Consider the following 25,355-nt stretch of genomic DNA (forward strand, 5'->3'; position numbering starts at 1 on the left):
TCAACCATCGGCTTCGAGCCGGCTTATCCAACCGTGCATCAGCCCCGCCTGGAAGAACTGCACCGGTGCCTTGAAACCGGCAGCCTGGATGATGCCAGCCACCTGCTGCGCCGGCAGCACCGCCACATCGCGAGCGTAGGCTGCACGCGCACGCTCCAGCGTCTGCGCATCGACCCCGGCCGATGCCATCAGCGTCATCCAGCCAGGCAGCAATACCTCGTAGGCCGGCGACTGGGTATCCGCCGCCAGGTCGACACTGGCCAGCAGCCCGCCCGGCTTGAGGCGCTGCGCGATCTGGCCGAAGAGCCCGGTGCGCGCGGCAGGTTCGAGCAAAAACTGCGACACCAGGAAGCAGGTGGCGCCGTCGTAGACCGCCCCAGGCGCCAGCGTATCCAGATAACCCTGGTGAAAGTCGCAACGCTGCAGAAAGCCGCCGTGCTGCGCGCGCTGGCGACAGACCTCGAGCATCGCCCCGGACGGGTCGAGCGCGGTGAAACGCCAGCCTGGAAAGCGCTCGGCCAGGTGCGCAATTTCCGCCCCCGTGCCGGCGCCGACGCACAGTATTCGCGCGTCGGCCGGCAGATCGACGAACAACGCATCGAGCAGCAGATACAGCGCCTCACGAATCGGCGCCATTCCTGCCCATTGCCTGTCGTAGCCCGCCGCCTGCTGATCGAACAGCGCCTTGATTTCCTCGTCCCGCATGGCAATGCCTCCGTTGAATGGTCGTCCTCACGCCTTCCAGTATCCCAGAGCTGTCAACCCCCTGCCGCGCGGTTCAAGCCCGCTCCAACTTTGTGGGCACTTTGCCAGAACATCGGGGGACTAACTGGCATGTCCTCTCCCAGCGAACCCGATATGCAGAACCCGACCTTCGAACAGAAAGCCTTCATCCTGCTGCTCGTCCTGGTGACCATCGCCTTCTTCTGGATACTGCTACCGTTCTATGGCGCGGTGTTCTGGGCCATGGTCCTGGCCGTGGTGTTTTCGCCCATGCAGGAGCGCCTGATCCGTCGCATGGGCGGCCGAGGCAATCTGGCCGCGTTGCTGACGCTGATCATCTGCCTGCTGGTGGCGATTCTGCCGGTGATCTTCATCACCTCGGCCGTGGTGGCCGAAGGCACCGCCCTGTATCAGAAACTGGAGTCAGGCGAGCTGGATGCAGGCGCCTACGTCACCAGCGGCATACGCATGCTGCCGCCATCGATACAGGAACAGCTCGCCCGCGTCGGCATCTCCAACCTCGACGGCCTGCGCGAACAGATATCCAAGGGTGCCATGGCCGGCAGCCAATACCTGGCCACCAAGGTGTTCGCCATCGGCCAGGGCACCTTCGAGTTCTTCATCGGCTTCTTCGTGATGCTGTACCTGCTGTTCTTCCTGCTGCGCGACGGCAAGGACCTGGTGCATAGAATCCGCACCGCCATCCCGCTGGCCGACACCACCAAGCGCCGCCTGCAGATCAAGTTCACCCGCGTGGTACGCGCCACGGTAAAGGGCAACGTGTTGGTCGCTGCCGTTCAGGGCGCACTCGGTGGCTTCATCTTTTGGGCACTGGGCATCTACAGCCCGTTGCTGTGGGGGGTGCTGATGGCCTTTCTGTCACTGCTGCCGGCAGCCGGCGCAGGCATCATCTGGGCGCCTGTGGCCATTTACCTGATGCTCAGCGGCAGCCTGATGCAAGGCATCATCCTCACCGCCTTCGGTGTGCTGGTGATCGGCCTGGTGGACAACATCCTGCGCCCCATCCTGGTTGGCAAGGACACCCGTATGCCCGACTACCTGATCCTCATTTCCACCCTCGGTGGCCTGGCTCTGCTGGGCCTCAACGGCTTCGTGATCGGCCCGCTGGTGGCGGCGCTGTTCGTGGCCAGCTGGAATCTGTTCGGGGCGAAGAAGAAGGTCAGGTTGCCGGAGTGAGGGCTACTGAGTGGAACAATACCGATACCTGCCCTGATCGCCTGCCACCGACCTCACCCGTCACTCCTGCGTCGGATCATCCGCTCGACACAAGTCGGGATCATCGCTGAGCACCGTACGCTGAATACGGCCACTGTCGAAGTAAGGTACTTCGGGACAATAACGCTGGCCGGCCGAGGTCTCGGTAGATTTCCAGACAATGTTTTCTGAACGCAGGAGAACCGGTTTCTCCCCAGGCTTGGTGGGTTTCCAGATGTCGATATACGTGCGATTCAGAAAAGCCCAGTCGTCGATTTCGCAGGTTTTCGGGTCGATCTGATGTAAACGCAAGCGGCCATCTGCGGACTGCTCGACCCGGCCCGAATACTCGATGAAACCTTCACGGTAACCAGGGGTGATATAGCAAAGGCGCCGCGTATCGCCGTCCATCACTGGCAGGAGATAACTGCTCTGGGTATCGACCTCATTCAGCTCGGCGCCCTTCCAGCGGTAGATCGATACACCATGCTCACAACAACTGGCGCGCCAGAAGGAATAGACGATCTGGTGCTCCGGGTCGAAATCAGGCGACGTAATGCCCTGCAACGTTGCAGGTGCATCGACGAAGCGCCCCGCCGCCGGGTCATAGAGCCAGGTCTGATGAGGGATGTTAGGGCCCGCGGGCAGAAACTGGGCGATGCTCAGATCGGGCCAGCCATCGAAGTTCGCATCGAACAACACAGGCGTGAAAATACTGCAGGTCCCCTGGGACTCGGTTTCCAGGGTCTGCTGCAGCACACCGTCCTTGTACAGACGGATGGCCGAAACCAGCGGGGGCGTCGGACAACCATCGCCCTCCGGCTCAGGTAGCCCATCCGCCAGCAGCCGTATCTCATAGGGAAAGCGCACCTGCAAATCGTCCTCAGCCTCATCCCTGCGCAATCCCAGTGGGAGCCTGCGCTTGCCGTCAGGCGAAAGCCAGGTGCCGGTGATCCCGTCTTTCAGCGACTCGATCTGCCAGATGCCCGTAGTTGCCGCTTGATTCGTGCGGTCTCGCTCGATCAGCTCCGCCCCGGCGCCTTGCATCTGCCCCTCCAGCACGAGCTGGATGCGCGTCTGATTACTGCACGGTTGATAGCAGTAGGTACCCGACAGGTTATCGGCAATGCGGCTCAAGGAAACCTCTACCTGCTTGCTGCCCAGAGTGCCGACAAAGGAGTGACTCCAGACAGGGAATTCCACCGAAGCGGCGGTGGCTTCAGTAGCACTGACATGCCGCGCGGGTAAGCAGAGGGTGGTAAGCAGGACTAATAGAACAGGGAGATTTCGCATTGAAGGCATACAACGTCCTTGTTTCGTGGGGAGCCGGATAACGCGCAGTATGCCGCCACAGAGGGGGGAAGACGACTGTCGACTGGAGCCTGCGCAGGGAAACGCCATCGTCTGCCTGAAAGTAGATGACTCCCTTTTCCTTCGGGGCCGACAAGGACACCCACAGGCCCGACTAACTGATCCTGATTTTCACCCTCGCCGGCTTGTCTCTGCCGGGGCTCAACGGCCTCGTGATCGGCCTGCTGGTGGCGGCGCTGTTCATGGCCAGCTGGAATCTGTTCGGGGCGAAGAAGCAGGTCAGATTGCCGGTGTGGGGGCGCGGCTCACGCGCGCCCTGAAACTCGGAAGGCAATGCGGCAGTTCGCCCTGGCGCAGATTCAGTAAGGCGGTGATAAAAGACCTAGACATCACTTTGCTCGGAATTAGAGATGGACTTCATCGAATACGGAAACCCCGCAGGCAAACCGGTCGTTTACTTCCACGGGGTGCCGGGCTCGCCGCATGAGAGCTCCATATTTGACGCGCCAGCCCGAAAACATGGCCTGCGCGTTCTCTGTTTCGATCGCTTCGCCATCGGCCAATCCATCACCGGTGCCGACTACTTCCGGCATATCGCACAGGCAATCAGCGAGACAGTGCAAGGTGCTCGGCTCGACTTCATCGGCTTTTCTCTCGGCACCCATGCCGCATTGGAAGTCAGCGCCGTTATGCCCGGCAGGGTTCGCAGCCTGCATCTGGTTTGCGCAGCCGCCCCGCTCGATGGAGGGGACTTCCTCGATGATATGGCTGGCAAGGCCGTGTTCTCGATGGCCAAGCGTAGCCCAGGTTTGTTCCAGTGGCTGCTGAAGTGGCAGGCGCTGCTTGCCAAACGAGCACCGCAGATGCTGTTTCGCATGCTATTCGCCTGCGCTCAGGGGCAGGATCGGGAACTGGTGAAATCACCAGAGTTCAAAGCGCTTATCTGCCAGGTACTGCAGCAATGCTTTGCCCAAGGAACGACCGGCTATACGCGGGATATCCAGCAGTATCTCCAGCCTTGGTCAGACAACGTCTTCGCCAGCGAGGTGAATATCTGCCTGTGGCATGGCACGGCGGATAACTGGTCGCCTTTCGCTATGTCGGCGTATCTGGCTGAGCGCCTCCCAAGCAACGCGCGCGTCGAGCGGATGGAGGGGCTTTCTCATTACTCCTGCCTGTATGCCGCAGCGCCGATGATTTGTGAGCGTCTCGCCAGCGAGTAATGTTGGGTGGTTTGGCTACTTAACTACTTTTGACGCGCACCGAGACCGAGTGCAGCGAAGCCAGCCAAAGAGGACGCATCTGATATGGTTTTCCGTGGCCAATCTGAGCCTTTTCTGGCTGGTTCAGTGCCCTTATAAAGGGGCCCCCGATGCGCTAGTCGAAAGTGCTTGATCGCTCACTATTTCAGGCTCTCTGAAGATCGGATGATATCGAGAGTCTTCAAGATCCCGCATGAATACTTGTTTCAAGAGCTTTAACAGCAAGACACTTTCCGAGTCGCAGCGTGACATCCTCGACATGATCGCAACCGACCGTCATCTGGACGAAATACTCTGCGCCATTTGTCAGATGTTGGACACACAGTCCCCCGAAATTTTCAGTTCAATTCTGCTTGCTGATGCCGAAGGCAAACGTTTGCTTAACGGTGCGGCGCCCGGTCTGCCGATTGAATACAGCCAGGCGATTCATGGAATGGCCATTGGCCCGCAGGAGGGAACCTGCGGTACCGCTGCATTCCGGCGTGAGCTGGTGGTCACCGAAGACATCGCGCTTGACCCAAGCTGGGAGCGTTTCCGTAGTCTGGCCCTGGGGCATAACCTGCACTCGTGCTGGTCGATGCCCTTGCTCTCCCATCAAGGACGCGTGTTAGGTACGTTTGCCTTGTACCAGAACCGCACCCATAAGCCGGACGAGGCGCAGATTCAACGACTGGGTTGCGCGGCCCAACTGGCTGCCATTGCGATCCGCCGTGAGTGTGACGGCCGAAGCCTGGAGGAAAGCGAACAACGTTTTCGTTCACTGTTCACGTACAACCCCAATCCGGTATTCGCCCTCGATCTGGCCGGCAGAATCCAGAATGCGAATCCCGCAAGTTTGAGGCTCAAGCCAAGCACCACTGGCGAATTGATCGGTCATCACTTTGCCAATCTGGTGATCGAGGAGGAGCAGAAACAGGTAGGTCGACATTTCTCTGCAGCCTGCACCGGAGAGCCCCAACGTTTCGAAGCACGGCTTCGCGACGCGAGCGACATGTTGTTGACCATGGACATTTCCAACCTGCCGATCAGAGTCAATGGCGAGATCGTCGGGGTATTCGCAGTGGTCAGGGATATCAGCGAGCAGAAGCACTACGAGCGCGAGTTGAGCTTCAACGCCTGCCACGATCGTCTGACGGGTTTGCTTAACCGTGTAACTCTTGAAGATCGGCTTATTGAGGATTGTCACATCAGTCGTCGGCACAAGCGTCGCATGGCGGTAATGTGCATCGATCTGGATGGATTCAAATCCATCAACGATTCGCTTGGGCACTGTTTCGGCGATCAAGTGCTGATTGAGGTGGCGCAGCGTATGGCCCAGCACATTCGCCCCGGCGATACCATCGTGCGCATGGGCGGCGACGAATTTATCGTTCTGCTTCCAAACCTGCTGCGTGATGACGATGTTGTATCGGTGGCCGAACGACTGATGGCTGGCATAGCCAGGCCCTACCGCATCCGGGGCATTGAACTGCACGTGAGCGCAAGTGTCGGCATTACCTTGAGCGATGGTTATACCGAGCCACCGATGCAGCTCATTCAGCAGGCTGACATGGCCATGTACAAAGCCAAGCAGCAAGGGCGCAATAATTTTCAGTGGTACACCAGCGATCTTAATGAGCGCGTTTGTGAACACGCGAGACTACGCAACGACCTACAGAAGGCTATCGATACTGAATCGCTCGAGTTGCATTATCAGCCGCAGATAGAAACGCGTACGGGGCAAGTGTCCGGGATCGAAGCGCTATTGCGCTGGGAGCATCCGCAGAGAGGATTTATCTCACCCGCGGTGTTTGTGCCAGTGGCAGAGGACAGCGGCCAGATCATCCCGCTGAGCCTTTGGGTACTCGATACGGCTTGCGCTCAACTGCGCCAGCTAGGCGAACAAGGCATCACTGGCATCTCGATGGCTGTGAACATTTCGCCAATGCATTTCCAGCGCGGTCATTTCGTTCAATTTGTCCAAAATATCCTGGAGAAGCACGGACTCTGTGGTGAGCAGTTGGAACTGGAGATCACCGAATCGCTGTTGCTGCATAACGCTGAACAAGCGATCGACACATTGCACCGGCTCAAGGCTTTGGGCGTGCGCATTGCGCTCGATGATTTCGGCACCGGATTTTCCAGTCTCAGCTATCTCAAACGCTTGCCGATAGACAAGATCAAGATCGACCGCTCGTTTATCCAGGAGCTCGACACGGATTGCCACGATGCCGCAATCATTCAGGGCATTATCTCCATGGCACACCACCTCAGCCTGACAGTGGTCGCTGAAGGTGTTGAAAGCGAATCTCAGGCGGCTTTTTTAAAGGGCAGCAGGTGCGATGTGTTGCAGGGGTATTACTTTGCCAAACCGATGAATTACGAAGCACTTGAGGTTTTCCTGAGGGGGTAAAGGACAGGTCTTCTTTGAACTGCACTGCTTCCACGAACTGTCAGCGAGTCTGCCGGAGTGGTCATACCGATAATTTACGGACCTGCTTTCGACCCGTTATCCTCCGCAGCCCAATTCAGCAAGGAAGCACGAATGACGATGCGCCATTGCTCATTTATATCCCGTCTCAAACTGCCTGGCATCCTGCTGGTCGCGGGTCTGATGACGGCCTGCTCCAACTATCAGTACAAGGATTACCAGGGTGATTGGGCGCCGGAGTCGATGACGCCTTATGACCTGTCCAACAACACACCCGACTCACCTGTTGTGTACTTTGCAACCACGCGATATCGCGCGCTGGGTGTGCCTTTTCATCGTCTACTGCTGGCCACGCATGTGGATGGTCAGCAACTGCCGGACGCCGGGCGCCGCTCAATCCTCGATGTGTCCGGCAAGCAGGCTCTACGGCTGACGCCAGGCAAACACTCTCTGAGCTGGTGCTGGGTATCCATGAATGCACTGGGTACGGGCGGAGCGAAGTGCGGCTTCGGTGCGCAGGACATCGAGTTCCGCGCGGGGCAGCGCTACGTGGTGGACTTTTCTACTCGCGAAGATATCAGTGGGCCGCCGGGACGTGAGGTCTCGACCATTACCATCCATTCCGAAATTCGCGATTTGAACACGCATGAAGTGATCTATCCGCTGCCAACCAATACCGCCGAAAAAAACCAGTAACTGAATGCTCGACCTGCCAATCTGTTCGGACTTCTATGCCCTGCGCCTCTCCACCCTGATACATGCCGCGTTCACCAACGCGAACATTCACTGCGCCCGCGCGGTATCGGTCATGAGTTCGAATCTACAGGGCAAGAAGGTGCTGTTCATCACCGCCAACACAGGCATCGAGCGCGACGAGTTGCTCAAGCCGATGCAGGCGATGAAGGATCAGTGCGCCAGCGTCAAGGGCGGCTAGGCCGATACCTGGCTGAAGGACAGCAAGAAGGACGTCAGCGTGCAGTCCGATACTCAGCTCAAGGGAATGAGCGCGGCTGACTACGATCTGCTGGTGATCCCTGACCCGGCAACCTGCGTCAGGATGAAGACGCGCAGCGCCTGGTACAGGAGTTTCGTGACGCCGGCACCAGGCGCTGCGATCTGCCCCCTGGCTGCTGATCAATGCTGGCGTGGTGCCGGGCAAGGTGCTGACATCGTATGCCAGCGTAAGGCTGGATCTGGCCAACGCAGGCGCGAGCTGGTTAGACGCCGAGGTGCAAGTTTGCCCTGGGTAGAACTGGACGCTGATCACCTCGCGCAACCCCGACGATATTCCTGCGTTCAACGAGGCGATCAGCCAGGCGCTGCAGACGGCCTGAGCCAGCCTCCCGTCAATGATGCTCGATGCGATTACGCCCACCGCGCTTGGCGCAGTACAGGGCGATATCGCTGCGCGACAGGGCAGCCTCGACGCTGGCATCGCTGGCGTTGAGCGATGAGATGCCGACGCTGACAGCGAGGAAGATCGGTTCCCCGGCATGCAGGATCGACGCCCTGGCCAGTTCGCTCTGGATGCGCGTGGCGAAGTGCATGGCCTTGTCCAGATTCGCGTCGCTGAGCACCACGGCAAACTCTTCGCCACCCAGGCGCCCGGCAGTGTCGGTCTTGCGCAGCTGGCTGTTGAGGATGACCGCGAAATGGCGCAAGGCCTGATCGCCGACATCGTGGCCCCAGCGGTCGTTGATGGTCTTGAAGTAGTCCAGGTCGAACATCAGGATCGCTGCACTCTGTTCAGGGCTGCGTTGCAGGCGCGCCAGCTCTGCCTCGAGCTGACACATGAAGTGCCTGCGGTTGGCAAGCTGGGTGAGGAAGTCGGTAGTGGCGAAGGCCTGCAGCTCGGCCTCGATCTGCTTGCGTTCGGTCACGTCGGTCATGAAGCCATGCCAGATAACACTGCCGTCTTCTTCGCGACGCGGACAGGCTTCACCCTGGCACCAGGCGAATTCACGCCCCGGCACCTGCACGCGGAACTCCAGATGCCAAGGTGTGAGTTGCTCGGCCGATAGCTGGAAGGAATCGATGAAAGCCACACGATCATCCGGGTGAACGATGGCCGTCAGCGCCTCAGCGTCCTGCATCAGTTGCATGGCGCTGAGGCCACAGATGGCTTGCGCGCCGGCGCTGGCGTAGGTAACGGCGTACTTGCCATCGCTCTGCCGGCGGACCTGGAAGACCATGCCGGGGATTTCATTGGTCAGGTCGGTCATCAGGGTGGCGGTCTGCTGTACCTGCTCGGACAGGCGGCGCATGGCGGTGATGTCGGTGGTGGTGCCGATCATTCGCAGCGGTTTGCCGTGCTTGTCGCGCTCGACCACCTTGCCGCGGCTGCACACCCATTTGTACTGACCGTCACGGCAACGCAAGCGGTGCTCCACTTCATAGGCATCGGTCCGCTGATCCAGATGCGCCTGGATGGTCTCGCGCACGTAGTCGAGGTCGGCGGGATGTACGCGGGTGTAGCTCTCCTCGATGCGATTGCCGATTTCGTGGTCGGCGTAACCGAGCAGCGCCTTCCAGCTGCTGGAGTAGTAAATCTCGCCGCTGCTGATGTCGCGATCCCAAATGCCGGTACCACTACCGGCGATGGCCAGCGCCATGCGTCGTTCACTATCGCGCAGGGCGGCGATCTCATGACGCTGCCGGGCTTCGTCGGCCTCGCGTGCGAGTAGATCGAGGGCCAGGGCGGCGAAATCCAGCAGGGCTTCGCGCTGTTTTGCGTCGAGTGTATGTGGCCGGTCGAACTGCAGGTACAGCGTGCCGAGCCGGGTACCTGCCTGCACCAGCAATGGCCAGACGAGCGTGGTGGGCGTGGTTTCGCCGATGCCGATGATCTTCGCCAGCCGCGCATCGCTCAGGCCAGGGCTGGCCCAGATATGGCGCGCAGAGCCGGCGCCGGAAACCAGCACGGCGACCGAGTCGAAATACCGGCTAACCAGGCGCACGACCCCGTCGAGTTGCTCATCATTGGCGCTGCTCGGCGCATTGACTGAATACAGGGGCTGCATAGTGATTCTGCCTGGAGAAAAGCGCAGAAAGCGCTTGATATTGATACGCCATTGGCGGGCTGGCGTCTAATCGTTCGTGCAGGACAGGCCACTGCTCATCGGCCTTTGCGCCGATTGTTCAGCCACAGAAGGCTCTGGCCAGAGCCTTCTGCGTCCCTCGCAGCTTGATTCAGAACTGGTCGAGCGCATTAATATTGTTATGATATAACGTCTATATATTATGCAATTCGTCGATACGCCCCCCCGGCCGAACGGACAACCCGCCGCCTGGGGAGGCGCCAGCCAGCGCGCCCCCTCCCCTCACTTAGAAAACGCAACGCTAGGAATACCCATGAAAGCCACCTCGGCCTCCCTCGCCGTCTTGACCGCCCTGGTCACGCCTCAGATTCACGCCGCCTCCTCCGGCAACTCCACCGTCTCGCTCGGCTCGGTCTACGTCACCCCGGAGGCCAGCGGCACGCTGCGCACCGACAGCATCCTGACGTCGGTCGACATCATGGGCAGCGACAAGATCGAGGATAAGAACGTGATGAACAGCTGGGAGCTGGTGGGCCAGATGCCCGGCATCCAGCTGACCGAGACGCGCATGGGCGCAGAGTCCGGCAAAGTGACCTTCCGCGCCTTCAACGGCGAGGGTTACATCAATGGCATCAAGACGCTGATCGACGGCGTACCAAGCAACGTCAACAGCGGCAACCAGCGCTTCATCGACATGGTCTTCCCGCTGGACCTGGACTACATCGAGGTGGTGCGTGGCACCAACGACCCGCGCTACGGCCTGCACAACATTGGTGGCAACATCAATTTCGTCACCCGCCAGGGCGGCAACTACACCGATGGCCGCCTGACCTACGGCAGCTTCAACACCCGCGAATTCCAACTGGCCGTCGGCCACGAGGAAGGCAACTTCGCGCAGAACTACTTCATGGCCAAGCAAGACTCCGACGGTTTCCGCGACAACAGCAACTCCAACAAATACTCCCTGGGCGGCAAGTGGTTCGTCACCGATGACGAGCAGACCATGAAACTCGGCGTGGTCGCCCGCCTCTATCACCATCAGGCCGAGGAGCCGGGCTTTCTCACCGCGCAGGAGCTGGCCGCGAGCCGCTCGCAATCGCCGGAGAAGAACGCCAACGACAGCGACGACCGCGACATGAAGCACCTCAGCGCGCATGCCGACTTCCAGCTCAGCGACGACCTGAGCCTGAGCAACAAGCTGTACTACAACAGCTACGACGATGACCGTACCGTCACCTTCACCCGCTACCCGGTCGGCAACGCCCCGCGTCAGCGCCGCCAGTGGGAGGAACGCCAGACCGGTGTACTGAGCAACCTGACCTGGCGCGCGCACGAGATGCTGACCCTCGACGGCGGCATCAACTACGAACAGCAGAACAACGAGTACCGCCGCTACCGCTACAACTTCGGCATCACCACCGATTTCGACGCACCGCCGGCACGCACGCAAAACGACGACAGCTACACGCTGTACAACACCGGCGCCTATGCCCAAGCGATCATCCAGCCCATCGAGCAGCTCAAGATCATCCCGGCGTACCGCGTCGACAAGTTCTCCGGTAATACCGAGCTAATGAACGGCGATAAGGCCGAGCTGCAGGACTACGGCTGGATCGAACAGCCCAAGCTCAGCGTGGTGTACAGCATCACCCCGGACATCAACGTCTACGCCAACTGGGGGCGCACCTTCCAGATCCTCACCGGGTCCACCGCACCGGCCTACATGACCGCCGGCCAGGCTTCGTACAAACCGTCGATCAACACCGGCAAGGAAGTGGGCGTGAAGTTCAAGCCGTTTGCCGGCTCGGAAGCGCGCATCGCCGTGTGGCAACAGGAAGCCACCGATGAGGTTTCCAACATGCCCGCGACCGGCACCACGGTCGGCCTGGGTGAAACCCGACGTCGCGGTATCGACATGCAACTCACCGCTCAATTGAACGAACAGTGGACGGTGTGGGGCTCGCACGCCATTCAGGAGGCCAAGGTGGTCAGCGCCTTTACCGACGGCGGTCGCTCGCTGGCAGGCACCGAGGTGATTTCAACGCCACGCTATATCAGCAACGCTGGCGTCGACTATCAATTAAACGGCGCCTGGCGCTTCGGCCTGCAAGCTCGCGCGCAAGGCGATTACTACATCGACACGCTCAACGAACAGGGCAAGTACGGCGGCTTCGCGGTGCTCGATGCCAACGTGCGCTATCAGGTATCGGCCACTACCAGCCTCGATCTGCAAATGAAAAACCTGACCGACCGCGATTACGAGTACGTATGGTTCGACAACTTCTTCTGGGCCGCTGGCGACGAACAACCGATGTTCTCCCCCGCTCCGGGCCGCTCGGCCTATCTGTCGGTGAACATGAAGCTGTAAGCCGCAACCACGCTGAAGAAGCGCTGCACCCTGGCCTGCAGGCGCCCGCACGCGGGCGCCTGCCACCCACGGCATCGCACCGAGCGTAGGGGGAGCCATGCGCACCGCCGCACCTCGAAAACATCCGGTGCGCACGGCGCACCCTACGACAGCCGCTCTCAGAGGTATTTCAACCAGCGAATATCACGACGCCGCGCCTTGAGTCGGGCAAACCATTGCGTGGGTGCAAACAACAGCACCGCCAGCAGCAGCGTCGCGGCCCAGACCCAGGCCATCGAATCAAAGCCGAAGTAATGCCCCTGGTTCGCGCCCCAGATGGCGAAGGCGGCGATATAGAGCAGCTTCAGCACGTAAAGATGGAGCAGATAGAAGAACATCGGCGCGCTGCCGAACACAGCCAGGGTACGCACCATGCGTCCATCGTTGCGGCGCTCGAAGTACGCCAGCAGCAACAGGCCGACGCCCAGCGTCAACGCCAGGAACAGCAACGATGGCGGGTACTTGGTGATGTTGAGCAAGCTCATTAGCGTCTGCCCCCAGGTCTCCCCAACCGCCCAGGGTTTCTCACCATAGCCATTGACCAGGCGCAGCAACACGAACAGCGCGAGCGCACCAAAACCAGCCCTGCGCAGTGCTTGCAGACGTTGCTTGGGCGCGCTCGAGCTGCGCAACCACGGGCCGATCACATACCCCAGGGCAATCACGCCGATCCACGGCAACACCGGATAGGAGGTACGCAGGCGCAGCGCGTCGGAAAACTCGATCCAGCCACGGTCATGCAGCACTGCCCAGGGAATGTGCATCGCCGACCCCGGACCGAAATGCAGCCCATCGAGCAGGTTGTGCCCCGCCACCAGCATCAGGCCCAGCGTCGCCAGCCACGCACGCGGCAGCCACAGCAGCACGGCGAGCGCCAGCATGCTCAGGCCGATGGCCCATATCACCTGCAGATAGATGACCGTGGGGGGAAACTGGAAGGTCCAGGCAAAGTTGACCAGGGTGAATTCCAACACCACGAGAAACAACCCGCGCTTGAACAGGAAGGCGCTGGTCGCCGCGCGGCTCATCTGCTTCTCGCCATAGAGAAATGCCGAAAGCCCAGTGAGCAGGATGAATACCGGCGCGCACAGATGCGCCAGGGTGCGGCTGAAGAACAGCGCAGGGTCGGTGGCGGTCACGTCCATCGGATCGCCGACCTGCTGATGCAGGTAGAAGGTTTCGCGAACGTGATCGAGCAACATGAAGAGGATGACCAAACCGCGCAAGGCGTCGATCGAGAGCAGGCGACTGGAGGACATGGAGGGCTTCGAATGGGCTTTCAATTAAACGTAATGCTATAACTTTTTAGCGCTAGCGATGTGTCCAATCTACGCCGTCATCACGCACCCCGTGGTCGCCCCAGGCTGAACGAAGCACGGCAACGGCAGTCGGAAAAGCAGGACAATCGTCACGGAAACCCTGCCCCATGCTGCCCAACCGCGCCCTTCTCTCGGCTTTCGTCGTGGCCCTGCTTAACCCCCTTGCTGAGGCTCAGGAGCCGTTGCGCATCCAGAGCCTGCAACGCTGCGGCGATCTACTCGCCAACGAGCGGCAGGACTGGTGCCTGCAGGTGCGCGGCCTGGGCGCTACGCTGCCCACATTGCGGCTCGGCGACGACACCCTGCCCGCCTCGGCGGTCAAACGCAGTGGCGATGGCCTGCGCCTGCAGCTGAACAGCGACGAACAGCGCAGCGCGCCGCTGTGGCTGGAGGACGGCGCGCGCACCAGCAATCCGGTGTGGCTGTCGCTGTATCGCAGCCATGTGCTCGCCGCCGGCCCGGATGAAGTAGCGAAGAACATGGATGGCCTGATCACCTATGTCGATCTGGTCAGCCTGCTGATCGAGGAAAGCCACGACGGCCTCGACGAGGCCAGGCGTCTGGCCAAGAAATACGACGCCAAGGTGGTCGGCGCTATCCCACCGCTGAACGTCTACCAACTGCGCCTGCCGGTGAAGAACCTGACCGAGCGCGACGCGCTGGTGCTGCGCATCGGCAACGAAACCAGCGTCGATGCAGTGGTGGTGGAAGAAAGCGCGCCGGAGCGCGGCGAGGAGCGCGAAGCCGCGCGTCAGCCGATACACAAACCGGAAAAGAACTCCGAGGAGTGGGCGGCGAACCGCTTCATGGATGCGGTGAACTATTACCAGCGGCGTATCCCGGCGGGCGATACACCCATTGAAGTCGAGCCGATCCGCGTCGGCGTGATCGAACGCAATGTCGATTTCGATGCGCCCGACTTCGCCGATTACCTCGGCGCCTGCCCCGACAGCAAGCCGCGTACCTGCGTCTATGCGAGGGACGCCGACGAGCCGGACAACCATGGCAGCACCGTGGCCGGCATCCTCGCCGCGCACTGGGACAAGGGCGGCAACACCGGTTTCCTGCGCGGGCTGGACAAGGCCAGCCAGGGTTTCGAAGTCATCGTCGAGCGCAACTCGGACGCCGGCATCACCGCCAACATCGCCGCCTCGGTGAACCTGGTGGAAGATGGCGTACGCGTACTCAACTGGAGCTGGGGCATCCACCGCGTCGGCACACGCAATGTCGAAGGCGACGAGATCGATTCGCTGGTGCGCTCCGGCATCGCCATGAGCGGCTACGAAGAGCTGCTGGAGGAGTTCTTTCTCTGGTTGCGCGAGGAGCACCCGGACGTGTTGGTGATCAACTCCGCCGGCAACGGTTCGTCCTATTCCGGCAGAGACGAGTACCGCCTGCCCTCCTCCTTCATCACCGAGCAACTGCTGGTGGTCGGCGGGCATCAGCGCAGCACGGAAAAAGACGCCGAGATCAACGACCCGGGCTACGTCGTCAAGCGCGACTCGTCGAACGTCGACATGCGCGTCGACATCACCGCCGCGGCCTGTGCTCGCGCCTCGACACGCGAGAGCGATGCCACCGGCGAGGTGCATTGCGGCACCTCCTACGCCACGCCACTGGTCACCGGCGTGGTCGCCGCCATGCTGTCGATCAATCCGCGCCTGCAACCGGAACAGGTGCGCATGCTGCTACGCCGCAGCGCCATGACCATCGGTGGCGACTACGACTTCGAGCCGATGGACGCCGAAGACCTGACTGCGCCGATCCTGCCATCTGAGCGCAACTACAAGATGAGCGACAAGGACGTGGGCCGCTCCGCGCGGCTGGATATGCAGAAGGCGCTGGACCTGGCGGTACAGAGTCGTGATCGGGTGCGTTGAGCCGGAGCGTTTCAACGCTGCAGAGCAGGCACCTTGCGCTGCAACAGGCTGACCAACTCCGGCTGCATGTAGGCGTAGTCATCGGGAATATCCAGACAGATCACTCGCTTGCCCGCCAGTGCGTGCCGGTACTGGCGCGTCAGCTTGCTGCGCTGGCTCTTCTCCATTACGAACATCAGCGTCGCCCAGTCGAGCTGCTCTACCGAAACGCGAACCTCAGCGTCAGGGGCAAGGCCGGCTGAGTCGGTCTCGACTCCTGGCCACTGCGCGAATACCCGTTCGGCTGTGGGGCTGCGCAAACGATTGCGACTGCAGATGAATAAAGCGCGGATCACTCGCCGGAAACCCGCTCATAGAGTTCGACCGGTTCCAGCTTGCCCTGACAACCGCACTGGCTGTGGCCCAGGCCCAGATGGCGGAAACCGGCCTTGAACAGCACACGGCCGGATTGCGGATTGCGCGCCAGGTGGCTGGCGTGCAGGCGACGCAGACGCAGTTGCTGGAAGGCGAAATCCACCAGGGCATTGCAGGCTTCGCTGGCGTAGCCACGGCTCCAATAGGGCACGCCGATCCAGTAGCCCACCTCGGCCTCACCCCGGCCAATATCCATGAGCGCCATGCTGCCGACCAGCTTACCGCTGCCGGACTCGGTGATGATGAAGTTGGCCGCCGCACCGCTGGCCCAATCCTGCGCGCAGCGTTCGATCCACTGCTGCGCCAGCGCGGGCGGATAGGGATGGGGAATGCTGCGAGTGACATCGGCGATGCGAAAATCGCCGGCCAGGCGCTGTATCTCGTCGGCATCCTGCGGCTGCGGCGGGCGCAGCGTCAGGCGTTCGGTTTCGATGCGATGCTCATCCATTTGCGTCTCCTGTCAAACCCGTTGGGTGCGCTGCGCGCACCGGGGCTTCTCCTGAACTGCCCACTCAGACCGGGGACGGCCCGATGGGATAGAACTCCCCGGCACTCCACACGCCCAACCAGGGCTCTCCGTATATTTCGCGCTCCACCGCCAGCTCCACCAACTGATAGAACACGTTGCGGTGAATCAGCGCTTCGAGGTTACGCCGCACCAGAATGTAGGGCGAGGGTTCGAGTGTCGCAGGATCGATCTCCACACGGATCGGGTGCTCGACGCCAGCCACGACTTCGTCCTCGACATTGGTGGTGAAGTGCAGCACCTGCGCCTCGCCCTCACCTTCCACCTGCAGGGTCACGGCAACGAAGGGGGCGTCCTCGACCTGGATACCGACCTTCTCCACCGGGGTGATCAGAAAATAGTCGTCACCGTCACGGCGAATGATGGTGGAAAACAGTCGCACCATGGGTTTGCGGCCGATGGGCGTGCCCTGGTAATACCAGGTGCCATCGCGGGCGATACGCATATCGATATCGCCACAGAAATCGGGGTTCCACAGGTGCACGGGGGGCAGGCCCTTGCCTTCGCCCTTGGGGATCTGCGCCAGCAGGTCGCCGGCTTTGCCTGGATCGCTCATGCTCTCTCCTCGTCCGTTACCCGGCACGCCGGGTCAGACGAACGAGGATACACCAGCTGACAGGTGATCCATGTGCAGCAGCCCCGTCCCAGGATTGCGTCACAGCGCCCATAGCCGACGGGCTGACCCAAGACCAACGCACGAAAATCAGTCAATCGTGGTCACTGCCCTGCACGCCGGTCACTGGGGAATCGGCAACTCTATGGCCTGCATGTCCAGTTGCAGGCTTTCATCGGTTTCCTTGATGGCCAACGGCAAAGTGAAGTTCGGGAAGGCAAGTGCCAGCACAGCACCGTCATTCAGACTTGCTCGAATAGGTTTCGGCAAGGGTTCAGAGAATGTGGCGCACCCGTTTTTGTCGACACGTCCTTCGATGGAAAGATGCTCAGGCCGCTCCAGCGAGCGGTGAACCTGCAATCGCCATGACGTATTGATACCAAGATTGTAAGTACTGCCATATAGCTGGTTCAGATCCAGGCCACAGGCTTGTAGGTACAAAGGTTTTTCTGGCAAGGCCTTGGCCTGCTCGCGCTGACGCTGCAGAAAGCGCCCCCACTCCAGGCGGGAAGTTAGTGAGCGAGTCCGGTAGCCATCACCCTCGGGGCCCTGTAACAAGGCCAACCGGCTGACGCCATCCTCGAGAGTGGCCAGGTCAGTCTCGGTGCGAAGCAACTCCACTAGATGATCGATGGCTGGCCGGGCGGCCGCCTTCAGGCCCAACAAGGCCGCTTGCTCGTAGTGATACGCCGCTGCCTGCCGGTCAAAAGCGGGCAGCCCCGAGCCGTTGGCGGCCATACGTGCCAAATGATAGTGAGCTGCAGCGACCTTGCGATCAGCGCCTTGTTGCAAAGCCTGACGGGCACCGTTGAAATCCCCCTCTTCCAGCAACATCACTCCGTAGTTGGTCCATGACTGCTCGTTATCGCGAGCCTTGCCTTTGTCCAGCCACTCCACTGCCTTGGCTCGCAGCCGGGTGCGGTCGTCTTCTGTCGAGGTGCTGAAGTAGTTGTTACGCAGCGCCAGATAAGCCTGCAGATAATTGCGCGAGGCCTCCGTCAGCCACGCGATGTCTGGTTCCTGTTCATAAGCCTGGGCAAAGTAGTCACCCGACTGCTCCGCTCTGACAATCCCACCATGCAGTTGGATCTGATAGTCGAGATCGGAAGGACTGTAGGCCCGGCCAAGGTTGATCAGCGTCGGCATCAGCAGGCCGCGCTGCAAGGCCTCCTCAAACAAGGGAATCGCATCGTTGGGCCGTTTTTCACTCATCAGCATAGAGCCAAGATTGTGGCTGGCTCGAGCCGAACCGCTTGCGCGAGCCTTCTCGTAATAGCTTCTGGCGAGCGCTTCGCTCTCGTCCACGCCCTGCCCAAGGTGATAAGCCTTGCCAAGCAAGAACAAGGCTAGCGTATCGCCTTTCGCCGCAGCGCTCTCGGCCTTTGGCAGAAACTCGCTGTAACGCTGCTCATTGAACAGTGCTTCAAGATCGGCAGCATAAGCAGCCTGCGTGAGACACAGGCTGAGGGACAGGGCAATGAACAGTCGCGACATGGCATCAATCTCGGTGTGGATAAGGAACACAAACCGAATGCCAGGTACGACTCATTGACCGTAAACCGGTCAGGCGGGAATTTGGACTAAGGGGGGAAAACAAGGCAGCAACAGTCAACCCTTCCTTGGCGCTTATCAGTCTTCCCTGACATTAACCCTGAGCATGATACCTGCGTTTCCCACAGCGTAAGCACCCAGGGGGAAAATCTCTCGACGCTGTCTCAGTTTCCTGGGTGCTCTCATGAGCGCCTGAGTGTTTTTCGTGAACCCGACTCAGCGCGCTACGCCAAGCAGGCTGCGCGCATAGTCATGCAGCGGCGGGCCGATCAGGTCCTGCGGCTGGGCGTCGTAGAACGTCAGGAATCCGCCACGGCTGCGAATCCGCGCAGTGTCCACCAGAAAGCGGGTATTGGTTTCGATCAGCATCAGCTGGATCGATGCCCGATCAGTGCCGAGACGATCAAGCGCTTCCTGATCCTCCCACTCTTCCTCGGTGCCGATACGGTCGTCGCTGTAGGCGAAGCGGGCGTACAGCAGATAGTGCGCGCCAGCGCTGCGCGCCTCGGCCATGGCTTCATCCAGGCCTGCCGGCTGACGTGCGCGGCGCACCAGCGGGAAGTATTCGACGAAGCCCTTGAAGGCTTCTTCGGCCACCACGTTGGGGCGCGGGTAACCGTGGCCCGGCGGCACGAAGTGGCCCTGGGCGATATAGATGAAGGAGTCCTGCTGCAGGCGCCGCGAGGCCATGCGCTCGGTGCGGCCGTGATCGAGAAACCCGGCATCGCGCAGGTGGTACTCGGCGCCGCTGGCCAGATCGCTGACCTTCATGCAGCCGGTCAGCCCCAGCAGCGTCACCAGTAGAAGCAGGTTACGCATGAATCCATCCTCCTCGTGCCGGTGACGGAAAACCGGCGGATAAGGGATAGATGCAGATTCTGCGCCAGCATTGTTCAAGCCCACCTTGCCGCACCTAAAGCGCAGGCCTGAAAGCTTCCGCTGCGAACGGCTGGGTCAGGCCTGCCGAGCGACCTCGCGGTGTCTCGGCAAGGCGATGGAAATCAGCGCGGCGGCCAGCACGAAGACGCTGGAAACCCACAGGCAGGCTTCCAGCCCATAGGCCTGGAAGACCCAGCCCGAGAGCAAGGTGCCGATCAGCCGCCCCAGTGCGTTGGACATGTAGTAGAAGCCTACGTCCAGCGATACGCCGTCTTCCTTGGCGTAGCTGACGATCAGGTAGCTGTGCAACGAGGAATTCACCGCGAACAGCACGCCGAACAGCATCAACCCACCCAGCAAGACCCCCTGCGCCGACCAGCCAGTGCCCAGCCCCAAGGCGATCAGCGCCGGCAGACCGGCCAACAGCGCGGCCCATACGAAGGCGGCGCGACCGTCCGGCACATGGCCACTTTGCTTACCGGTAATGCGTGGGGCCAAGGACTGCACGATGCCATAGCCGATCACCCAAGTGGCGAGAAAACCGCCCACCAGCCAGAAATCCCAGCCGAACACCGTGCTCAGGTACACCGGCAGCGCCACCACGAACCAGACGTCGCGCGCACCGAACAGGAACAGCCGGGCAGCCGAAAGAATATTGATCGCCCGGCTCTTGGACAGCATGTCGCGGAATTTCGGCTTGGCCTTGGCCTTGCCCAGATCTTTCTTCAGCATCACCAGACTGGCCAGCCAGATCAGCGCCAGCGCGGCGGCCATGGCCAGCACCGCGCCGGTGAAACCGAGCACGGCGAGCAGCGCGCCACCCAGGAAAAAGCCGACGCCCTTGAGCGCGTTCTTCGAGCCGGTGAGGATCGCCACCCACTTGTACAGCGTGCCCTGCTGACTGTCCGGCACCAGGAGTTTGATCGAGCTCTTGGCGCTCATCTTGTTCAGATCCTTGGCGATGCCGGACAGCGCCTGGGCGCCCATGACCCAGGGCACGGTCAACCAGGCAGCCGGCACGGTGAGCATCAACAGCGCCAGCACCTGCAGGCCAAGGCCGATGTTCATGGTGCGGTTGAGACCCAGGCGCGCGCCCAGGTAGCCGCCCACCAGATTGGTGACTACACCGAAGATCTCGTAGAACAGGAACAGCGCGGCGATCTGCAGCGGCGTGTAGCCCAGGCTGTGAAAATGCAGTACCACCAGCATGCGCAACGCGCCGTCGGTGAGGGTAAAGGCCCAGTAGTTGCCGGTGACCAAGAGGTACTGGCGGATCTCCGGAGAGAGTCGAGCAAGGGCGTGCATGGCGTGATTTCCTGATCGGGCGTGATATACGGCGCGGCCGAAGAACTGGCCTCAAGCGTAGGGTGCGCCGCGCGCACCATGGCGCTCCCTAACGGGCATGCGGGCAAACCGATGATTCGTCCCAGGCAGCAGGAAGGACGTCCCGTAAGCCTGTCCTTCCCATGCGGTGCGCTGGCTGGTGCGCACGGCGCACCCTACGTGTCAGCCGGCCTGGCCGACCAGGCGCGCCAGCTCCACTGCGCGGTTGGCATAGCCCCACTCGTTGTCGTACCAGGCGTAGATCTTCACCTGAGTGCCGGCCACCACCATGGTCGACAGCGCATCGACGATGGACGAGCGCGGATCGGTGCGGTAGTCGATGGACACCAGCGGGCGCTCCTCGTAACCCAGGATGTTCTTCAGCGGGCCATCAGCAGCCGCCTTGAGCAGCGCGTTGACCTCCTCTGCCGTGGTGGCGCGCTCGACCTCGAACACGCAGTCGGTCAGCGAGGCGTTGGCCAGCGGCACGCGCACGGCATGGCCGTTCAACTTGCCACGAAGCTCGGGGAAGATCTCGGCAATCGCCGTGGCAGAACCGGTGGTAGTCGGAATCAGGCTCATACCCGAGGCGCGGGCGCGGCGCAGATCCTTGTGCGGTTGGTCGAGGATGCTCTGGGTGTTGGTCAGGTCGTGAATGGTGGTGATCGAGCCGTGACGAATGCCCAGCGCCTCGTGGATCACCTTGACCACCGGTGCCAGACAATTGGTGGTGCAGGAGGCGGCGGTGACGATGCGGTGCTGCGCAGGGTCGAACAGGTGCTGGTTGACGCCCATCACCACGTTCAGCGCGCCCTGCTCCTTGACCGGCGCGCAGACCACCACGCGCTCCACGCCCTGGTCCAGATAACCCTGCAGCACAGCGACCGTCTTCATCTTGCCGCTGGCCTCGAGCACCAGATCGCAGCCACTCCAGTCGGTATCGGCGATGGCCTTGTTGGCAGTCACCGCGATGCGCTTGCCATCGATCACCACGCAATCGCCATCGCTGCCCGCCTCATGCTGCCAGCGGCCATGCACCGAGTCGAAGTTGAGCAGGTGCGCGTGGGTGGCAGCGTCACCTGCCGGATCGTTGATCTGCACGAACTCCAGTTCGGGCCAGTTCCAGGCAGCACGCAGGGCCAGACGGCCGATGCGGCCAAAACCGTTGATGCCTACTTTGATGGTCATGTCGATGCCTCTGTCAGTGGGTCGCGTCGAACTGGTTGATCCAGTTGAAGTGCGCGGGATGCTGGATGGCCTTGGGCCGCAGTGCCTGCACCAAGGCGATGGCCTCATCGCGCGCAATGCCCGCTTCGATGAGGATGCGGGCGGCGATCAGGCCGGTGCGCCCGGAGCCGCCCTTGCAGTGGATGGCCAGCGCGCGGCCGCCACGCAGGTGCTCGATGATCGCCTGGCGGGACATCCGCCAGCCTTCGCCGAAGGCTTCCAGCGGTACCTGTTCGTCGGCCACCGGCAGGTGATACCAGGCCAGCGCCAGAGCCTGGCACTGCTGGCCGATCTGCTCGGCGCCGTTGGCGGAAAGCTCGTTGTGGGGCATCAGCGTGATCACGCCCGCTGCACCGGCCTGCTTGAGCGCCAGCAGCGCGTCTTCTAGCGTGGTTTCGCGGATGCCTGGGCACGGCGTGAAGATCAGCGCGCCAGCCAGGCCGGGCACGTGCAATACATCGTATGGATGAGTCATGGCGGGCTGTTCCTTCGCTCAGATGGCACGCTGATTGACGCGTTTGGACAGTTCTTCGGCCGACTCCTTGCGCTCGGAATAGCGATCGACCAGGTAGTCGGAGCGATCGCGCAGCAAAAGGGTGAACTTGAAGAGCTCCTCCATCACGTCCACCAGGCGGTCGTAGAACGAGGACGGCTTCATCCGGCCCTCAGCGTCGAACTCCATGAATGCCTTGGGCACCGAGGACTGGTTGGGGATGGTGAACATGCGCATCCAGCGTCCCAGCACGCGCAACTGGTTGACCACATTGAACGACTGCGAGCCGCCACAGACCTGCATCACCGCCAGGGTCTTGCCCTGGGTCGGACGGACCGCGCCCATGGCCAGCGGCACCCAGTCGATCTGCGCCTTGAACACGGCGGTCATAGAACCGTGGCGCTCAGGGGAGCACCACACCTGCCCTTCCGACCACTGCATCAGCTCGCGCAGCTCCTGCACCTTGGGGTGATTTTCCGGCGCATCGTCCGGCAGCGGCAGACCGCGCGGGTCGAAGATGCGCGTCTCGGCGCCGAAGTGCTGCAACAGGCGCGCGGCCTCCTCGGTCATCAGACGGCTGAAGGACTTCTCGCGAGTAGAACCGTACAGCAGCAGGATACGCGGCGCGTGGGTCGAGGCCGATTCGACGGTGAGCTTGTCCACAGTCAGCAGATCGAGCAGTTGCAGGTCGGCATTGGGCAGATCGTCTTGCACGGTATCGCTCCAGAAATGGGTCAAAACAGGGTCTTCACGAGGCTCGCCGCTCAGTCACAGGCTGGCTTGCGGCCAGGGCGGTCACGCATCTGCCACAGGCGCTGCACATCCGGGCGCAGCCACTCGGCATTGCTGTCCAGGGTGCGCTTGAGCACATCCCTGACCCACTCGGGCAACTGCGGATGCAGGCGGTAGTAAACCCATTGGCCATTGCGGCGATCCTCAAGCAAACCGCAGCTGCGCAGTAGCGCCAGGTGCCGGGAAATCTTCGGCTGGGCCTCTTCCAGCGCCGAGGTCAGTTCACAGACGCACAGCTCCTGCTCCAGGGTGACGAGCATGGCGATACGCGCCCGCGTCTCGTCGGCCAGGCACTTGAACAGTTCGGTGGGCGTCATGCCATCGCTGGCAACACTGGCAGGCTTGCTCTTGATCAAGACGAACATCTTTATCCGTTCGTGGATCTCGTGCAGGGTCTTGCGATAGGCGTCCTTCTGCGAGCTGGTCGCCGGGTCCTCGAAATTCCAGGCGATGTATTCGCCCGTACCAGGCAGCGCCAGGCACTCCAGCGCAGACTTGTCACACAGGGTGATCACATAGTCGAACGGCTCGCCCGCTACCTGCTCCACGGACTTGCTGAACAGCCCTGCGGTCGAGACACCCAGATGCTCGAGCACATCGCGGGTACGCGGGTCTATCTCAGTGGGTGCGCTGCCCGCACTGAAAGCCTCGAAGTGTTCGGAGTCGGTGTGACGCAGCAGCGCTTCGGCCATCTGCGAGCGCGACGAATTGGCCACGCAGAGGAACAAGACACGCTTTTTCTGGCTCATGTTGATTTCCATCAAGGATGCACATGAGCAAATATATTATTTTGCGAATATTCAGTAAAGCGAATATGTTTGAGCCATTCACCCTGACGAGGACAGGCACCAAGATGACAAATGCATGCGACACCGCCCTGAAGCAATCCGCGGGCGCGCCTCTGGGTTTCTTCGAACGTTACCTGACCCTGTGGGTATTCCTCTGTATCGCGGCCGGTACGGTACTCGGCCTGGTCGCTCCGCAGGCCGCCCAGGCAATCGGCGCCATGGAGATTGCCCAGGTGAACATCCCGGTCGGCCTGCTGATATGGGTGATGATCATCCCCATGCTGATGAAGATCGACTTCGGTTCGCTGCATGAGGTGCGCGGACAGAAAGCCGGCATCGGCGTCACCCTGTTCGTCAACTGGGTGGTCAAACCCTTCTCCATGGCCCTGATTGGCTGGCTGTTCATCAAGATCCTGTTCGCCGACTGGCTGCCGGCCGACCAACTCGACAGCTACATGGCCGGGCTGATCCTGCTCGGCGCCGCGCCTTGTACGGCGATGGTGTTCATCTGGAGCAACCTGTGTAAAGGCAACGCCAATTTCACCATCAGCCAGGTGGCGCTCAACGATCTGGTGATGGTGTTCGCCTTCGCACCCATCGTCGCCCTGCTGCTCGGCGTGTCGTCGATCCCGGTGCCGTGGGACACCCTGCTGCTGTCGGTGGTGATGTACATCGTCATTCCCCTGGCTATCGCCCAGGCCGTGCGCGCCCACCTGCTCAAACGCGGCAAACCCGCCTTCGAAGCGGTGCTGGAAAAAATCTCCCCCTTCTCGATCCTCGCCCTGCTGGCCACCCTGGTGTTGCTGTTCTCCTTTCAGGGCCAGGCCATCGTCGAACAACCGCTGGTGATCGGCATTCTGGCCATGCCGATCCTGCTGCAGACACTGTTTATCGCCGCACTCGGCTACTGGCTCAACCGCTCCCTCAAGGTGCGCCATGACGTGGCCGGCCCCTCGACCATGATTGGCGCATCCAACTTCTTCGAGCTGGCCGTGGCGGTGGCCATCGTGCTCTACGGCTTCGACTCCGGCGCGGCGCTGGCTACCGTAGTGGGCGTGCTGATCGAGGTGCCGGTGATGCTCTGGCTGGTGCGCATGGTCAACAAGAGTCGCAGTTGGTACGAGCAGGCCCTGTAGCTCACACGCGAACGCGAGGCCTTTACACCTGGCTAGACGCACTTGTTA

General features: G+C 61.3%; 21 protein-coding genes and 1 pseudogene. 8 read left to right on the top strand and 14 right to left on the bottom strand.

Annotated elements, in window-relative coordinates; translation table 11 throughout:
- The gene (locus tag GV002_RS21540) at positions 1–705 is read right to left on the bottom strand and encodes a class I SAM-dependent methyltransferase (protein WP_160020323.1); all 705 of its coding nucleotides are present in this window, start codon (positions 703–705) and stop codon (positions 1–3) included.
- A gap of 153 nt (positions 706–858) precedes the next feature.
- Between GV002_RS21540 and GV002_RS21545 the strand changes: the two genes are divergently transcribed.
- The gene (locus GV002_RS21545; protein ID WP_160020771.1) at positions 859–1,920 is read left to right on the top strand and encodes an AI-2E family transporter; all 1,062 of its coding nucleotides are present in this window, start codon (positions 859–861) and stop codon (positions 1,918–1,920) included.
- A 60-nt stretch (positions 1,921–1,980) separates the two neighbouring features.
- Here GV002_RS21545 and GV002_RS21550 read toward each other — a convergent pair whose 3' ends face one another.
- Complete coding sequence (locus GV002_RS21550) at positions 1,981–3,075, bottom strand: XAC2610-related protein (RefSeq protein WP_178094788.1); 1,095 nt, start codon at positions 3,073–3,075, stop codon at positions 1,981–1,983.
- A gap of 584 nt (positions 3,076–3,659) precedes the next feature.
- Here GV002_RS21550 and GV002_RS21555 point away from each other — a divergent pair.
- From GV002_RS21555 to GV002_RS21570, 4 genes and pseudogenes are all read left to right on the top strand, one after another.
- Positions 3,660–4,472 carry an alpha/beta fold hydrolase gene (locus tag GV002_RS21555; protein ID WP_160020324.1) on the top strand — a complete coding sequence of 271 codons (813 nt, stop codon included), beginning with the start codon at positions 3,660–3,662 and terminating at the stop codon, positions 4,470–4,472.
- 232 nt (positions 4,473–4,704) lie between these two features.
- Positions 4,705–6,903 carry a putative bifunctional diguanylate cyclase/phosphodiesterase gene (locus tag GV002_RS21560; protein ID WP_160020325.1) on the top strand — a complete coding sequence of 733 codons (2,199 nt, stop codon included), beginning with the start codon at positions 4,705–4,707 and terminating at the stop codon, positions 6,901–6,903.
- Positions 6,904–7,035: 132 nt separating this feature from the next.
- Positions 7,036–7,617 carry a hypothetical protein gene (locus GV002_RS21565; RefSeq protein ID WP_256667167.1) on the top strand — a complete coding sequence of 194 codons (582 nt, stop codon included), beginning with the start codon at positions 7,036–7,038 and terminating at the stop codon, positions 7,615–7,617.
- Between the two features lie 112 nt (positions 7,618–7,729).
- Positions 7,730–8,255 (top strand): annotated as a pseudogene (locus GV002_RS21570) (DJ-1/PfpI family protein).
- A gap of 12 nt (positions 8,256–8,267) precedes the next feature.
- Here GV002_RS21570 and GV002_RS21575 read toward each other — a convergent pair.
- On the bottom strand, positions 8,268–9,941 hold the full coding sequence (locus GV002_RS21575; protein WP_160020326.1) for a sensor domain-containing diguanylate cyclase: 1,674 nt from the start codon (positions 9,939–9,941) through the stop codon (positions 8,268–8,270).
- 331 nt (positions 9,942–10,272) lie between these two features.
- On the opposite strand from GV002_RS21575, the gene GV002_RS21580 reads away from it, so the two are divergent.
- Entirely contained in the window at positions 10,273–12,327 is a 2,055-nt protein-coding gene (locus GV002_RS21580) for a TonB-dependent receptor (protein ID WP_160020327.1), read from the top strand.
- 158 nt (positions 12,328–12,485) lie between these two features.
- On the opposite strand, the gene GV002_RS21585 is transcribed toward GV002_RS21580, so the two are convergent.
- Positions 12,486–13,625, bottom strand: coding sequence for a DUF1624 domain-containing protein (locus GV002_RS21585; RefSeq protein WP_160020328.1), 1,140 nt, complete (start codon positions 13,623–13,625; stop codon positions 12,486–12,488).
- Between the two features lie 167 nt (positions 13,626–13,792).
- Here GV002_RS21585 and GV002_RS21590 point away from each other — a divergent pair, with 167 nt between their 5' ends.
- Positions 13,793–15,565: a S8/S53 family peptidase gene (locus GV002_RS21590; RefSeq protein ID WP_160020329.1), complete on the top strand. Its 1,773-nt coding sequence runs from the start codon at positions 13,793–13,795 to the stop codon at positions 15,563–15,565.
- A gap of 11 nt (positions 15,566–15,576) precedes the next feature.
- Here GV002_RS21590 and GV002_RS21595 read toward each other — a convergent pair whose 3' ends face one another.
- From GV002_RS21595 to GV002_RS21640, 10 genes are all read right to left on the bottom strand, one after another.
- On the bottom strand, positions 15,577–15,900 hold the full coding sequence (locus GV002_RS21595) for a low molecular weight protein tyrosine phosphatase family protein (RefSeq protein ID WP_160020330.1): 324 nt from the start codon (positions 15,898–15,900) through the stop codon (positions 15,577–15,579).
- Entirely contained in the window at positions 15,897–16,427 is a 531-nt protein-coding gene (locus GV002_RS21600; protein WP_160020331.1) for a GNAT family N-acetyltransferase, read from the bottom strand. The genes GV002_RS21595 and GV002_RS21600 overlap by 4 nt, the downstream gene beginning before the upstream one ends.
- Positions 16,428–16,491: 64 nt before the next feature.
- Positions 16,492–17,061 (bottom strand): DUF1285 domain-containing protein, encoded by a 570-nt coding sequence (locus tag GV002_RS21605; protein ID WP_160020332.1) that lies wholly within the window; start codon positions 17,059–17,061, stop codon positions 16,492–16,494.
- Positions 17,062–17,241: 180 nt separating this feature from the next.
- On the bottom strand, positions 17,242–18,612 hold the full coding sequence (locus GV002_RS21610; protein WP_160020333.1) for a tetratricopeptide repeat protein: 1,371 nt from the start codon (positions 18,610–18,612) through the stop codon (positions 17,242–17,244).
- Between the two features lie 273 nt (positions 18,613–18,885).
- Entirely contained in the window at positions 18,886–19,488 is a 603-nt protein-coding gene (locus tag GV002_RS21615) for a DUF4823 domain-containing protein (protein WP_160020334.1), read from the bottom strand.
- A gap of 135 nt (positions 19,489–19,623) precedes the next feature.
- Positions 19,624–20,853 carry an organoarsenical effux MFS transporter ArsJ gene (gene arsJ, locus GV002_RS21620; protein WP_160020335.1) on the bottom strand — a complete coding sequence of 410 codons (1,230 nt, stop codon included), beginning with the start codon at positions 20,851–20,853 and terminating at the stop codon, positions 19,624–19,626.
- Positions 20,854–21,054: 201 nt separating this feature from the next.
- Positions 21,055–22,059, bottom strand: a complete 1,005-nt coding sequence (locus GV002_RS21625; RefSeq protein ID WP_160020336.1) for an ArsJ-associated glyceraldehyde-3-phosphate dehydrogenase — start codon at positions 22,057–22,059, stop codon at positions 21,055–21,057.
- Positions 22,060–22,072: 13 nt separating this feature from the next.
- Positions 22,073–22,573, bottom strand: a complete 501-nt coding sequence (locus GV002_RS21630; RefSeq protein ID WP_160020337.1) for a cyclin-dependent kinase inhibitor 3 family protein — start codon at positions 22,571–22,573, stop codon at positions 22,073–22,075.
- Between the two features lie 18 nt (positions 22,574–22,591).
- A complete protein-coding gene (gene arsH, locus GV002_RS21635) occupies positions 22,592–23,305 on the bottom strand; it encodes an arsenical resistance protein ArsH (RefSeq protein WP_160020338.1) in 714 nt (237 codons plus the stop codon).
- Between the two features lie 50 nt (positions 23,306–23,355).
- Positions 23,356–24,132 (bottom strand): metalloregulator ArsR/SmtB family transcription factor, encoded by a 777-nt coding sequence (locus GV002_RS21640; protein ID WP_160020339.1) that lies wholly within the window; start codon positions 24,130–24,132, stop codon positions 23,356–23,358.
- Between the two features lie 104 nt (positions 24,133–24,236).
- On the opposite strand from GV002_RS21640, the gene arsB reads away from it, so the two are divergent.
- The gene (arsB, locus tag GV002_RS21645) at positions 24,237–25,307 is read left to right on the top strand and encodes an ACR3 family arsenite efflux transporter (protein WP_160020340.1); all 1,071 of its coding nucleotides are present in this window, start codon (positions 24,237–24,239) and stop codon (positions 25,305–25,307) included.
- Positions 25,308–25,355: the final 48 nt, after the last annotated feature.

The organism is Pseudomonas sp. 8O (assembly GCF_902506495.1).
Classification (GTDB): domain Bacteria; phylum Pseudomonadota; class Gammaproteobacteria; order Pseudomonadales; family Pseudomonadaceae; genus Aquipseudomonas; species Aquipseudomonas chaetocerotis.

Bases quoted from the DNA above. Each gene is read 5' to 3' on its own strand.
- GV002_RS21540 (WP_160020323.1), bottom strand. From the start codon at position 705: ATGCGGGACGAGGAAATCAAGGCGCTGTTCGATCAGCAGGCGGCGGGC.
- GV002_RS21545 (WP_160020771.1), top strand. From the start codon at position 859: ATGCAGAACCCGACCTTCGAACAGAAAGCCTTCATCCTGCTGCTCGTC.
- GV002_RS21555 (WP_160020324.1), top strand. From the start codon at position 3,660: ATGGACTTCATCGAATACGGAAACCCCGCAGGCAAACCGGTCGTTTAC.
- GV002_RS21560 (WP_160020325.1), top strand. From the start codon at position 4,705: ATGAATACTTGTTTCAAGAGCTTTAACAGCAAGACACTTTCCGAGTCG.
- GV002_RS21565 (WP_256667167.1), top strand. From the start codon at position 7,036: ATGACGATGCGCCATTGCTCATTTATATCCCGTCTCAAACTGCCTGGC.
- GV002_RS21575 (WP_160020326.1), bottom strand. From the start codon at position 9,941: ATGCAGCCCCTGTATTCAGTCAATGCGCCGAGCAGCGCCAATGATGAG.
- GV002_RS21580 (WP_160020327.1), top strand. From the start codon at position 10,273: ATGAAAGCCACCTCGGCCTCCCTCGCCGTCTTGACCGCCCTGGTCACG.
- GV002_RS21585 (WP_160020328.1), bottom strand. From the start codon at position 13,625: ATGTCCTCCAGTCGCCTGCTCTCGATCGACGCCTTGCGCGGTTTGGTC.
- GV002_RS21590 (WP_160020329.1), top strand. From the start codon at position 13,793: ATGCTGCCCAACCGCGCCCTTCTCTCGGCTTTCGTCGTGGCCCTGCTT.
- GV002_RS21600 (WP_160020331.1), bottom strand. From the start codon at position 16,427: ATGGATGAGCATCGCATCGAAACCGAACGCCTGACGCTGCGCCCGCCG.
- GV002_RS21605 (WP_160020332.1), bottom strand. From the start codon at position 17,061: ATGAGCGATCCAGGCAAAGCCGGCGACCTGCTGGCGCAGATCCCCAAG.
- GV002_RS21610 (WP_160020333.1), bottom strand. From the start codon at position 18,612: ATGTCGCGACTGTTCATTGCCCTGTCCCTCAGCCTGTGTCTCACGCAG.
- GV002_RS21615 (WP_160020334.1), bottom strand. From the start codon at position 19,488: ATGCGTAACCTGCTTCTACTGGTGACGCTGCTGGGGCTGACCGGCTGC.
- arsJ (WP_160020335.1), bottom strand. From the start codon at position 20,853: ATGCACGCCCTTGCTCGACTCTCTCCGGAGATCCGCCAGTACCTCTTG.
- GV002_RS21625 (WP_160020336.1), bottom strand. From the start codon at position 22,059: ATGACCATCAAAGTAGGCATCAACGGTTTTGGCCGCATCGGCCGTCTG.
- GV002_RS21630 (WP_160020337.1), bottom strand. From the start codon at position 22,573: ATGACTCATCCATACGATGTATTGCACGTGCCCGGCCTGGCTGGCGCG.
- GV002_RS21640 (WP_160020339.1), bottom strand. From the start codon at position 24,132: ATGAGCCAGAAAAAGCGTGTCTTGTTCCTCTGCGTGGCCAATTCGTCG.
- arsB (WP_160020340.1), top strand. From the start codon at position 24,237: ATGACAAATGCATGCGACACCGCCCTGAAGCAATCCGCGGGCGCGCCT.